This is a genomic window from Candidatus Thiodiazotropha endoloripes (assembly GCF_001708965.1).
Lineage (GTDB): Bacteria > Pseudomonadota > Gammaproteobacteria > Chromatiales > Chromatiaceae > Thiodiazotropha > Thiodiazotropha endoloripes.
Window position 1 is genome coordinate 128,741 of record NZ_LVJW01000006.1, and the last position, 12,759, is coordinate 141,499.

The 12,759-nt window shown below is 52.3% G+C and carries 9 protein-coding genes; 4 read left to right on the top strand and 5 right to left on the bottom strand.

Annotated features, from left to right (window positions below):
- Window positions 1–7: 7 nt before the first annotated feature.
- The 4 genes from A3193_RS11220 to A3193_RS11235 form a co-directional block, all read right to left on the bottom strand.
- A complete protein-coding gene (locus A3193_RS11220; RefSeq protein ID WP_069014850.1) occupies window positions 8–655 on the bottom strand; it encodes a hypothetical protein in 648 nt (215 codons plus the stop codon).
- Entirely contained in the window at window positions 652–1,200 is a 549-nt protein-coding gene (locus A3193_RS11225; RefSeq protein WP_069006196.1) for a sigma-70 family RNA polymerase sigma factor, read from the bottom strand. Before A3193_RS11225 ends, A3193_RS11220 begins: the two co-directional genes overlap by 4 nt.
- A 188-nt stretch (window positions 1,201–1,388) precedes the next feature.
- Window positions 1,389–3,113 carry a vWA domain-containing protein gene (locus tag A3193_RS11230; RefSeq protein WP_069014854.1) on the bottom strand — a complete coding sequence of 575 codons (1,725 nt, stop codon included), beginning with the start codon at window positions 3,111–3,113 and terminating at the stop codon, window positions 1,389–1,391.
- Window positions 3,114–3,239: 126 nt separating this feature from the next.
- Window positions 3,240–4,394 carry a class I SAM-dependent methyltransferase gene (locus A3193_RS11235; protein ID WP_235614980.1) on the bottom strand — a complete coding sequence of 385 codons (1,155 nt, stop codon included), beginning with the start codon at window positions 4,392–4,394 and terminating at the stop codon, window positions 3,240–3,242.
- 113 nt (window positions 4,395–4,507) lie between these two features.
- On the opposite strand from A3193_RS11235, the gene A3193_RS11240 reads away from it, so the two are divergent.
- The 4 genes from A3193_RS11240 (at window position 4,508) to A3193_RS11255 (ending at window position 12,570) form a co-directional block, all read left to right on the top strand.
- Window positions 4,508–5,263, top strand: coding sequence for a pteridine reductase (locus A3193_RS11240; protein ID WP_069006199.1), 756 nt, complete (start codon window positions 4,508–4,510; stop codon window positions 5,261–5,263).
- A 19-nt stretch (window positions 5,264–5,282) separates the two neighbouring features.
- Window positions 5,283–6,701: a Glu/Leu/Phe/Val family dehydrogenase gene (locus tag A3193_RS11245; protein WP_069006200.1), complete on the top strand. Its 1,419-nt coding sequence runs from the start codon at window positions 5,283–5,285 to the stop codon at window positions 6,699–6,701.
- Between the two features lie 500 nt (window positions 6,702–7,201).
- A complete protein-coding gene (locus A3193_RS11250; protein WP_069014856.1) occupies window positions 7,202–7,597 on the top strand; it encodes a bacteriohemerythrin in 396 nt (131 codons plus the stop codon).
- Window positions 7,598–8,124: 527 nt separating this feature from the next.
- Window positions 8,125–12,570, top strand: a complete 4,446-nt coding sequence (locus A3193_RS11255) for a PAS domain S-box protein (protein WP_069014860.1) — start codon at window positions 8,125–8,127, stop codon at window positions 12,568–12,570.
- 13 nt (window positions 12,571–12,583) lie between these two features.
- Here A3193_RS11255 and A3193_RS20705 read toward each other — a convergent pair whose 3' ends face one another.
- Complete coding sequence (locus A3193_RS20705; protein WP_201258720.1) at window positions 12,584–12,736, bottom strand: hypothetical protein; 153 nt, start codon at window positions 12,734–12,736, stop codon at window positions 12,584–12,586.
- Between the last annotated feature and the right edge of the window lie 23 nt (window positions 12,737–12,759).

Here is a 12,759-nt window from a genome sequence, read left to right on the forward strand (position 1 = left end):
CCCACTACTATCGAGTGGATTGCCAGCTCTGCAGGGATTTTGGCAACGGATAGTCAGGATAGCTCGCCCTAAAAGCACTCAGTGATCGCCTCGCCGCCTGATCCTGACCGGATTCGATCAACGCTTCAATCTCCGTCAGCCAGCGTTCCGGCGTACTGTGGGTTTTCTCAGAATCAATCGACCGCATCATGGTTTCTGGCGCTTCCTGAAGCTGTTTTCTTTCAGCTGCGCCTTGGCGGACTTTTGTCTTGGCGCGTTGTTCCATCAGAGGTGGTGCAGCCATATCGGCCTGAGGAACCGGCTCAGCCCGGTTTTGCCGCTCGATTACGCGACTGGCAGGTGCCTTAGCGGGCTTTTGCAAAGACTGATCGCTTTCAGAGAGTGATTCCGCCTGGGGTGCCGGAGCTGGTTGATGCTGTGGTTGATCGTAAACGTCATGACGCAGATCGATCAACGGCAGAGACAAACCGATCCCTATCAACAGCAGCGCTGCTGATGAGAGCGGTACTATCCAGCGGTTCCTATACTTTGCGGTAGCTTTGCGCGCCCGGCTCAAAACGGCCTGATCAAGTGCTTCACTTGGCGCTTCATGACGCCCGGCCCGATAGAGTCTGTTGAGTCCCGAATCCTCCGGGAGCTTGTCTGATGCGCTCACAAGCACTCCTCCAGCCGTTGGCGTAACTGTTTCAGGGCATATCGCATTCTGCTTTTAACCGTCTCTCGACCTGTATCGATCATTGCCGCAATCTGGGCCAGCGTTAAACCCGCCTCCTCTTTCAGCAGAAACACTTCCCGTTGCTCAACCGGGAGCTGTCCAATATAACGTTTCAAGCGTTCACTACACTCCTCATCATGCATCTGCTCTTCCACAGACTTACCCGGCTGGACCGACTCATGCAACGATTCCTGGTCTGTGACCAAGGTAAGATGTGCACGACGATATCGATCGATGATCAGGTTTCGGGCGATACGGAACGCATAGGCCTTGAATGAGCCGCCATCAAACGGTTTGCCGGCAGAGATGATTCTGGACCAGACATCCTGATAGAGCTCATCCGCATCACCCGTGCAGTGGCTGCTGCGTAACAAAAACAGATAAAGCGTTTGACGATAGCGCTGATAGAGGGTTTCGAAAGCCCTGTCATCCCCCTTACGGAACAGTCGATACAGCGCTTCATCACTCTGCTCCTTGTCACTCATGCCGTTGAGACCCGATTCATTGGTTTATTAATTTATAGAATATAGTCCGCTGATGAGTGCTAACAAATGCAAATCCTTCACTGCAGGGTTTCAAGGATATGGCATTGGCCACCGAGCAGCTCTGGATCATATCAGTCGAAACCAAACTTGTGTTCATCAGCATTCATTTGCGGACTCATATCAAACCTTCACTCATTTAGGGTCAGTGGTGCGGCAAGCGAACTTGCCAGTCTGACCAATCGGATAAACTCACCGCGATAGCCAAACCGATCCTTACCCCGGGCCGTATTGGCCAACTCCACCGCATCATCAAAGTCGAACGCTTCCGTATAGCGTCCCCCCCTGAGCAGTTGGGCAAACCCGGCAACCGCGGCACTGAAGCGATAGGCTTCACTGGTCGTTGACAGTTGTTCTCGATCGGACAACAGGATTGGCTGGGTGATCAGTTGTGACCGATCCTGATCGGGCTGTTTGTAGCGCAGTCTTAAAAAGGCGAGTTCACCCGCCTTCTGATGACTTGTGGCAGTAGCCGAACGGTAGCGTCGTGGTGAGAGACGCTGCCCCTCACTCTCATGCAGTGCGATCTCATACAGAGCTGTCACGGTATGGCCGGCACCGATATCTCCCGCATCAACCTTATCGTTATTGAAATCCTCAGCAGCCAATAATCGGTTCTCATATCCGATCAGGCGATATTCAGCCACCAGCGCCGGATTCCATTCAACCTCGATTTTCACATCCTTGGCAATGGTTTCAAGGGTCGCACTCAACTCCTCCACCAGGACTTTTCTGGCCTCGTTGATGTTGTCGATATAGGCGTAGTTACCATTACCTTTGTCCGCCAGCTGCTCCATCAGATGGTCATTGTAGTTACCCTGGCCAAAGCCCAATGTGGTCAATGAGATGCCCCGTTGCCGTTGCTGTTCGATCATCTCCACAAGGCGCCGGTGATTGACCGTGCCCACATTGAAATCTCCATCAGTTGCCAGAATCACCCGGTTGATACCACCCTCGATATGGGCCTGCTCCGCCATCTCATAAGCAAGCTGGATACCGGCCGAGCCATGGGTCGAACCACCGGCCTCCAACTGCGCCAGTGCTGAAACGATCTTGCCCCGCTGATCTCCGGCCGTCGGTTCCAACACCACGCCGGATGCACCGGCATAGACCACCAGAGTGACCCGGTCTTCCCCAGTGAGCTGTTGCAGCAGAAGTTTGAAGGCGGATTTGAGCAATGGGAGTTTGTTCTGATCACTCATCGAACCGGAGACATCGACCAGAAACACCAGATTGGCTGCCGGTCGCAGATCGGCTGCCGTGGCGACCCCCTGAATACCGATATGGACCAGGCGGGTATCCCTGTTCCAGGGGGTTGGTCCCACCTCGGTTGTCAGACTGAAAGGGTGCTGTCCCGAGTGAGGATAGGGATAGTGATAGTTGAAATAGTTGATCAGCTCTTCCGCTCGAACCAGGTCTCTGGGCGGCATCCGCCCCTGGTTGAGAAACCGCCTGACCAGCGCATAGGCGCCACTATCCACGTCGACGCTGAAGGTGGAAACCGGTGACTCGGCCACCGAATGAATGCCATTTTCAGCCAGTTCACCGTAGCGTTCCCGGTCAACTTCGGCGGTTGGCCTGTGCAGCTGTGGCAGAGCTGCGATTTTTTGCTTGGTGTAAGCCTCTCTGGTGAGGGACAAACGGGCCGGGGCCTGTGAAGCCATCTCGGCTTGCTCCTGCTGCATGGATTGAACTGGCACAGGACTCTGTACCGCTTCATTCAGTGTCTGCTGATGCCGCTTCACAGAGGTGTCGGTAATCCGATCCCTCTCCGCCTCCGGCGCTGAACCACAGGCGGCCAGCAGCCCGCTCAACAGGGCCGCAGCGAGAGTTAGGCTCAATTGTCGTGATTTCATTGTTTGCTCCCGAATGAGTTGAGTTTCATTAGGGCTAACGCAAAGAAATCGAGAGTGGGGTTAAATTGCTTTGTTGTTTTTTTTTAAGTCCGCAAATGAACGCTGTGATAACCAAGCAGCCTGAGACTACAGACGCTCGCACATATCCCGCATGGAGAAGCCCTGCAGATTGAGCTGGATACCTTTCAACAGGCCCAGCACTTTGAAACGTTCGCCCATTTCAGCCGGCAGTGTCAGCCGTTTGACCCCCTGCATCAGAGACATGTGCCGGGCCACATCCTCAGGATCGGAATCGGCCAACAGACTATCGAGTCCGTTGGCCAGCAGAAAATGTGCCTGGGTTGTATAACCCCCGAGGCTGAACCCGGATTCAACCGCCACTTTGGCGGCAGCGGTAAAATCGACCTGGCAGGTAATGTCCTGAATACCGACCCAACGGAATGGGTCGCTGTGGGCACGATGCCGGTAATGGCACATCAGCGTGCCCTGATCCCGTTGCGGATGGTAATACTCGGCACTGCTGTAGCCATAATCGATCAACAACACCACGCCCTGACTGATCGCCTGGGCGAGACTCTTTATCCAGGCACTTTGACGCAGATTCACCTCAGAGTGATAGATGGACTTGAAAGGACCGTACTGAGCCTGCAGTTGTTTCACCGCTGACTCAAGCCCCGGCGTGACCGGCTCACGATAATCGGCCTTCAGTTGCTCCCCATCATGTATGACAAAACACTCCTGTATCGTGCCATTCGCAATCCGAAATCGGCTAACGGGAAGTGCATCCAGCAGCTCATTGGCCACCACACAACCTGAGAACTGCTCAGGCATGTGTTCCAGCCAGACAACCCGCTCCAGCAGATCAGGCACCCTGGCCTCAAGGGTGGATTTCTGGCGGCTCTTCAACTCCGGGCTGACCTCCAGAATCTGGTAGCGATCCGGAAGTTGATCAAGCGCGGCAAGCGCCTCCAGCAGGTCGGCAGCCAAGACGCCTGAGCCAGCACCAAACTCGAGTATGTCGGCAGAGGGCAGTTGATCGAGAATCGGCGCCAACTGACGGGCCAGACACTGGGCAAACAGGGGTGAGACCTCTGGCGCGGTGATGAAGTCCCCCTGATCACCGAATTTTCGGCTGCCCGCCACGTAGTATCCCAGGCCAGGTGCATAAAGGGCCATGTCCATGAACATATCAAACGGTATCGCACCACCGGACTGCTCAATGGCACGAACGATCTGTCGCATCAGACGCTCACTGACAGCCTGCGCTTTGGTATCCGGCATGGGTAGTGTCCGCGGTGAATTTCCTGCTTGAGCGCTGAGACAGTCCGGCATAGTTCAGAAACCTATATGAATCCGTTAGAGTAGAGGACACCATTCAAACATGGAGTCACCAAATGACGCAAAGTCATTCCTCTCTGTCGGGTCAAACCGCCTTGATCACCGGTGCGGCACACCGGATCGGTGCAGCCATTGCAACCGAGCTGCATAATCAGGGTATGAATATTCTGCTGCACTACAGAAATTCAAAAACCGGAGCGGAAAAACTCAAACAGCAGCTGGAACAGCAACGACCCGATTCGGTACGGCTGGCCCAGGCCGACCTGAATGACACCGCAAGTTTGGGCAGGCTGGTCGATCAGGCCAGACAGATCAACAACCGTCTCGATCTGCTGGTCAACAACGCCTCCAGTTTCTACCCAACACCGTTGGATGAGGCCACAGAGACCGATTGGGATGATCTGATCGGCAGCAATCTGAAAGCCCCCTTCTTTCTCTCTCAGGCTGCAGCGCCACTGTTGCGCGAGCAACAGGGCTCGATTGTCAATCTGGTCGATATTCACGCCCTGAGACCCCTCAAAGCCCATCCGATCTATTCGGTGGCGAAGGCGGGCAATGCCATGCTGATCAAGTCACTGGCCCGGGAATTAGGACCGGATGTGAGAGTCAACGGCATCGCCCCGGGGGCGATTCTCTGGCCGGAACAGGGATTGAGTGAGGCAGCGCGTCAGACCATTCTGGAGCGTACCGCACTGAAACGTCCCGGCAGTGAGTCGGACATCGTCAATACCCTGCTGTTCCTGCATCGGGATGCACCCTACATCACCGGCCAGATCATCCCAGTTGATGGCGGCCGTACGCTACAACAATAAAAATACTGGAGAGCTATCGATGAATGAGCCGACCACAGGACTGACTTTCAGACAGAGTGTCGACCATATGGTGGACAGAGCCCTTGCCTATATGGATCTGGAGCCGGGTATCGCCAATGCCATCAAGAGCTGTACCTCCGTGTTACAGGTCAGCTTTCCGGTGGAGATCCGTGGCAAGGTGGAGGTATTCACCGGCTGGCGTGCGGTCCACAGCATCCATCGGTTACCGGCTAAGGGGGGATTGCGCTATTCGGAGTCGGTTGATCAGCAGGAGGTTGAGGCACTGGCTGCCCTGATGACCTATAAGTGCGCCATTGTGGATGTACCTTTTGGTGGCTCCAAAGGTGGCCTCTATATCAATCCGGAAAACTACAGTCGAACTGAATTGAAACTGATCACCCGGCGTTTTGCCCGTGAGTTGGCAAGTGCCGGTTTCCTCAGCCCCTCCACCAATGTACCGGCACCGGACATGGGTACGGGTCAACGGGAGATGGCCTGGATTGCCGACACCTATAAACATCTGAACCCGGAAGATATCAATGCACTCGCCTGCGTCACCGGCAAACCGGTCGCTCACGGGGGCGTAAACGGGCGTACCGAGGCAACAGGACGTGGGGTCCAATACTCCCTGCAGGAGTTTTTCCGCCACAAAGAGGAGTTGCGAGCCTGTGGTCTAGAGGGGGAACTGGAAGGCAAACGGATCATCATCCAGGGCCTGGGCAATGTGGGTTATCACGCGGCGAAATTCCTATCCGAAGAGGATGGTGCAAAGATCATCGGTATCATCGTGCGTGACGGTGCCATCGTCAATGAAGAAGGCATACATGTTGAAGAAGCCTACTATCACCGCTGTTCCCATGGCGGTCTGAAGGGTTTTGCCGGTGGTCAGTTTATCGAAGACGGCGCCTCGGTACTGGAACACGAGTGCGACATCCTGATACCGGCCGCCATGGAGTCGGCGATCACCGAGAGCAATGCGCCCAATATCCATACCAATCTGATTGCGGAAGCGGCAAACGGTCCGATCACGTTCGAAGCAGATCGAATCCTTCGCAGTCGCGGAATCACCATCCTGCCCGACGCCTATGTGAATGCAGGCGGTGTGGTGGTCTCCTACTTCGAGTGGATTCGCAATCTGAGTCACATGCGGTTCGGGCGTATTGAACGACGACTCGATGAATCCCGGGGACGACACATTCTTGCCGCCCTGGAACATACCAGTGGGGAGAAAGTACCTGACTGGATCAGCGACAACCTATCCAGAGGGGCCGATGAACTTGATCTGGTACGTTCAGGCCTTGATGACAGCATGCGACTCGCCTTACAGGAGATCATCGATGTTCGAAAACGGATGCCTGAAATTGAGGACTATCGAACATCTGCCTATATCATTGCACTACAGAAACTAGCCCGCTCCTACATCGATATCGGTGTTTAAAACAAGGGATTTTCAGCCCTGCTTAACAACTTGCTACAGTGTAAAATTTAACTGCTTTACATGCGCAGAATTTTATATAAGAATCTCTTTCCCATCGCGATAGCGGATTGGATATTAAAGTTATCGTTGTTTTAATCGTACGCTGATTACTTCATGGATTGTTATTTTGAAAATGGAAACCCAATCTAACTATTCCCGTTATTCCAGTGTCGCAATCCTAGAGATTGCGCGGACGCTCCAGTTTCACTCAACGCGACTGCAACCAATCATTAATTGTCACTCTGAATAAACTGACCAGCAAAGCGCCTGGTAGTCGTGACACTCTAAATAACAATTAACATGAGTGAATCGCTTTGCTGTTTTTTTGAAACACGGAAAGGCTTGGCTTCTGAATACTATTCTACAAATGAAGCCACCCGCACAAAGCCGACTGCAATCATGACAGAGATGTTCAGTTGATGAATCAACCATATGGAAATAACCTAAAGAGGAAATAAAGCATGGCTTTAATGCAATGGATAGATGAAAAATACAGCACCAAAGTGGATGTTTGTGATACACAGCACAAGGAGCTTTTCAATCGTGTAAACGCCTTGAACGATGCTGTCTCCACCGGTGCACGTCAGGATATTGGCACCACGCTGGACAACCTGATCGATTATGTTGTGGTGCACTTTGAAACTGAAGAACGTTTAATGGAGGAGCGAGGCTACAAAGGGCTTGATGCCCATAAGGAGGAGCATAAACAGTTGGTACAAACCTGTGCTGATCTACAGAAAAAGTTTCACGCCGGCGAAACGGAAATAGAAGATGGAACCATGGTGTTTATCAAGAACTGGCTGGACCACCATATTCCTGTGATTGACAGAAGTTACAGCGCCGCTTTGAGCAACTGATTACGATAAGATGCGTTGGGATAACTGAACAGCATGACAAATAGAGACTGACATAGAGCGAATAATTCTGTGATTCAGTCATACAGTGAATCAGGATAATCCTTGTTTTATCGTTCTTATACCCTGGGGGACCCCCCACCCAGGGTATTTTATTGAATCCTTACCTGACTGAGACAAAGTGATCATGAAGCAGATGAAGCGTGTGGACGCGAAATTGAAACGCTCTACCCATCACTGACAGCTCCAACTCTGCTTACAACGCAGTGGGACAGATCGTTACCGGTTCCTACCACTGACTTCAACAAACATCTGCCTGTAACGCCTACATCCGGACAGACCAGATGCACCCTTAGCACCCGCGCTGCAGGTCAAGTTAAGAAGTTCGCAACATTCTGATATTTCTAAGTATAATCAATCTTTCAGAATTCTCTGCAGCAGACGCTATGATTAGGACATAGGCGAAATTTCCAGTTTTGAAACGGATTTCAGCATTTTGCACGGGCTTAACCACTCAGCGCTCTGATTTAATGACTGATCTCTATTTCCCATCGGTACAGACACTACTCCTAATTGTCCTGTTCATCTTGCTGGGGCTGGTCATCTACCTCTGGTTTTTCCACACCAACAGAGCCAATCTCAAAGACCTCAAACGCAACGATAAGTACCGCAATCTGTTCGAGCAGGCGGGTGACGGTATCATTGTCCATGATCTGAAGGGAAAGATCCTCGACGTCAATCCCGCCGTCTGCAAACTGTTCGGCTACTCACCGGAGCAGTTCTGCCAGCTGCATGTTTCACAACTACACCCCGACAAACCTGAGGTTATGGAAAAGAGCCGGGCTGCATTCAAGACCATTGCCCGGGATACTGAGATCAAGTTTGAGAATGAATTTGTCACCTCCAGTGGTGAAATCCTCATCGGTGAAGTGACATCAACCATCATACACGAACCTGATGGAAACTATGTTCACGCCGTCTTCCGCAACAGTACCGCACGCCAACAGGCCGAAAACGCACTCCGCAATCAGAACCGTATCTATCTCTCCCTGCTGGAGAACGTGAATGCCATCAGCTGGGAGTTGGAGTTGAGCACAGGCCAGTTCAACTATGTCTCTCCCAATGCAAAACGCATATTGGGATACCCCCTGAGTGATTGGCGCAATATGCAGTCCTGGCTCAACATGGTGGTCGATGAGGATCAGGAATTTGCCAGAGCTTTCTGTTCCGCGGAAACCGATGCAGGCCGGGACCACACATTTGAATATCGAATGCGTAAACAGAACGGGGACGTTATCTGGGTTTTGGACCTGGTCAGAGTCGTTAAGAACAAAGCCGGCAAACCGATCAAACTGGCTGGTGTCATTTTTGACAACACCGACCAGCACCATATGGCGACCGCACTGAAAGAGAGTCGTCGCGCCTACAAGGAGGCGCAGGAGACAGCCCATCTCGGCTATTGGCAGATAGATATCAAGTCAGGCAAGGCCTTCTGGTCTGACGATATCTACAACATGCTCGGTCTCAATCCTGAGCAGGAGGTGGGCCCCGAATTCCTCTCGACGATTGTCAATCCTGAAGATTGGCCAGCGGTATCCGACTCACTGAGAAAAGCCATCGACAGTGGCCAAAAACACGAGATAGAGTATCGCGTCAAGAGTCAACTACCTGGAAGCCATGAGCTCTGGCTCTACTGTAAAGCCGAACGGGTACTGGATGATAAAGGCAATCCGGAAAGGCTTTCCGGTATCGTCCAGGATATAACCGAACGCAAGCAGACCGAACTTGCACTACGCGACAGTGAAACTTTTCTGCAGGATGTTTTCCATGCCATTCAGGATGGCATCATCGTGCTGGACACCGACTTCAATATCATCAGAACCAATCGCTGGATGGAGGAGCACTACAGACATCTTATGCCTTTGGCGGGCCGCAAATGCTACCAGATTCTTCGTGACAGGGATGAGCTCTGCGATAGTTGCCCAAGCCATCAAGTCATCAAAAGCGGTTTGCCAAAAACGGATGTTATACCGGTAACCCTGATCAGTGGAGAGAGAGGATGGATCGAGTTCTCGGTCTATCCGGTCAAGGACGATTCAGGTCAAGTGATCAATATCATCGAGTATATCAAGGACATCAGCGACAGGAAAAACGCCGAACAAAAGCTGGAGCGCTTTCGGAAACTACTCGATCAATCCAATGATGGTATCTATATCATCAATGCCGAAGATGGCACTTTCCTGGATGTCAATTCTGCCGCCTACAGCAGTCTCGGTTATCGGCTCATAGATCTGCATCAGATGCGTGTCTGGGAGATTGACGGAAAAATCGATGATAAAAAGCAGTGGCATGAAATGATTCGTCAGCTTGAAGCGACTAAAACCTCTGTCTATGAGAGCAACTACCGACATCAAAACGGTGACCTGATCCCGATGGAGGTCAATGCTCAGCTGGTCGTACAGGACAGCGTCAAATACCTGATCGCAATCGCCCGGGACCTGACAGATATCGAAAGAGTCCGTGAGCAGCTGATCAAAAGCGAACAGGAGATGCGCACGATACTCGACAATGTGGACGCCTTCATCTATCTCAAAGACATGGATGGTAACTATCTGTTTGCCAATCGGCAGGTGCGTGACCTCTGGCATGCTGAGATGGATGAGATTATCGGCTACGGCGATGAGAAGTTCTTTGATGAGTACAGCGCCTCAGCCATACGCATTAATGACAAAAAAGTTTTGCGGCAGGGTGAGACGATACGCGCCGTTGAAACCAACACGGTACCACAAACCGGTCAGACCGCAGTCTATCAATCTATCAAACTGCCGCTCAGGCATGATGATGGCACCACCTACGCGCTCTGCGGCATCTCACTGGACATTACTGAGCAGAAACGGGCTGAAGATGCATTGAAGGAGAGTGAACAGCGCTTCAGGATTGCGGGTCAGGCGGCCTTCGATCTGATTTATGAGTGGAACATCGAGACTGATGAACTGAAGTGGTATGGGGATGTGGATCAGATTCTTGGATACAAAGAAGGCTTTTTGTCTGACGACATTCAAAGCTGGCTGCAACTGATCCACCCGGAGGATCTGCAGCTGATGCAGAACAGTGTCGAGTTACACCGCAACTCGACCAAGGAGATCAGGTACGAGTACCGTATTCGGCATGCCGATGGCAGCTATCGCTATTGGAAGGATCATGCCCTGCCGTTACTCGACCAAGATAACAGACCCTATCGTTGGGTCGGCGTCTGTACCGATATCACCCTGCAGAAAGAGCACCAGCTGCAACTGGAACACCACGCCAACCACGATCTGCTGACCGGACTACCAAACCGAGCGCTGTTGAGTGACCGTCTGACCCAGGCGATGCATCAGGAGAAGCGCCGGGAACAAAGACTGGCCGTGATCTATATCGACCTGGATGGATTCAAGGAGATCAATGACCGATACGGGCATGATGTAGGCGACCTGGTACTGATCGGCATGTCGAAGCGGTTCGAGAGTGCTCTGCGGCAAGGGGATACCATCGCCAGATTCGGCGGTGATGAGTTTGTCGCCGTACTCAGTGATATCGAAAGCCGGGAAGCCTGCTATCCCATGTTGCGCCGTCTGATGGAAGCCGCCATCCGGCCAATCCAGCAACAGAACCAGCTGATACAGGTCAGTGCCAGCATCGGAGTAACCCTCTACCCCCAGGATGAAGAGGTGGGTGGGGATCAGCTGTTACGACAGGCGGACCAGGCCATGTATCAGGCAAAACTGGCGGGTAAAAACCGCTACAGCTTCTTTGATACTGAGTATGACAGGAGCCTGAGAGGCAAGAAGGAGGACCTGCAGCGGATAAGAAAAGGTCTGTTCGACAATGAGTTCGAGCTCTACTACCAACCGAAGGTCAGTATGAGGAGCGGTCAGGTGATTGGTGTGGAAGCACTGATACGCTGGCTGCACCCGCAACAGGGGCTACTGATGCCGATCAGTTTTCTACCGGTCATTGAGGATCATGATATCGCCGTGGAGATGGGCGAGTGGGTATTGGAAAATGCACTTGCCCAGCTAAGCCAATGGGATGACCTTGGATTGAAGACTTCTGTCAGCGTCAACATCGGCGCCAGACAGCTGCAGAGAACTGACTTTGTTGATCAACTGAAAATGATCGTGCAGCGCTATCCCGCAATCGCATCCGATCGGTTACAGCTTGAAATACTTGAAACCAGTGCACTGGACGACATGAATCATGTTTCCAAGATCATTCATGAATGTCTCGAATTCGGCGTCAGTTTCGCGCTCGATGATTTTGGCACTGGCTACTCCTCGCTCTCCTATCTGAAGCACCTGCCCGCCACCACAATCAAGATCGACCGGTCGTTTGTGCGGGATATGCTGATCGATCCGGATGATCTGGCGATTCTGGAGGGCATTCTTGGCATGGCCACAGCATTTCGTCGCAACGTCATTGCCGAGGGCGTGGAAACCCCTGAGCATGGAGAGCTGCTACTCAAACTGGGATGCGATCACGCTCAGGGTTATGGAATTGCCAAACCTATGCCGGCCGCTGAGTTTCCCGCTTGGGTTAAAGAGTGGCGTCCCTTCGAAACCTGGCAGCATCAGCAAAGATTGAGTCGCGATGACCTGTCGCTACTGTTTGCAGCCAGCGAGCACCGCGCCTGGATCAACACACTGGAGGAGGCCCTGCGTAGTGAGGAGATTGAGTTTCCGGAACTGGATCATCACCAATGCCGCTTCGGCGACTGGCTCTACAGTGACGGACAACGATATGACCATCTTACGGCCTATCAGCAGATTGTTGCCCTGCATCAGCAGATGCATGAGCAGGCGAAGCAGCTCTATCAACAGAAACAACAGGGTAACGATGAGGATCTGACAGATGGTCTGGCGAAGATACGTGACAAGAAACAGCAACTGTTGCAAAGAATGGATCTACTGATGCGCAATAGTCACAGTATGAATTGAAGCGGATGAGCTCTCAGCCCCGCAGAGACAGTAACCTGGCAAAGATCATTATCGACAGAACTATCAGCCCAAAGGGATAGGGAAAAATCCCGTACAGAAAGGCGGCCAACGTAATACCCAGCAGGGCGGCCAGTAACAGCAGAAATTTGTCATCGAGCAGCTTCATGATCATCGATCAATGTGGATTGA

Coding starts and splice junctions, on each gene's coding strand:
- A3193_RS11225 (WP_069006196.1), bottom strand. CDS start 1,200: ATGAGTGACAAGGAGCAGAGTGATGAAGCGCTGTATCGACTGTTCCGT.
- A3193_RS11230 (WP_069014854.1), bottom strand. CDS start 3,113: ATGAAATCACGACAATTGAGCCTAACTCTCGCTGCGGCCCTGTTGAGC.
- A3193_RS11235 (WP_235614980.1), bottom strand. CDS start 4,394: ATGCCGGATACCAAAGCGCAGGCTGTCAGTGAGCGTCTGATGCGACAG.
- A3193_RS11240 (WP_069006199.1), top strand. CDS start 4,508: ATGACGCAAAGTCATTCCTCTCTGTCGGGTCAAACCGCCTTGATCACC.
- A3193_RS11245 (WP_069006200.1), top strand. CDS start 5,283: ATGAATGAGCCGACCACAGGACTGACTTTCAGACAGAGTGTCGACCAT.
- A3193_RS11250 (WP_069014856.1), top strand. CDS start 7,202: ATGGCTTTAATGCAATGGATAGATGAAAAATACAGCACCAAAGTGGAT.
- A3193_RS11255 (WP_069014860.1), top strand. CDS start 8,125: ATGACTGATCTCTATTTCCCATCGGTACAGACACTACTCCTAATTGTC.
- A3193_RS20705 (WP_201258720.1), bottom strand. CDS start 12,736: ATGAAGCTGCTCGATGACAAATTTCTGCTGTTACTGGCCGCCCTGCTG.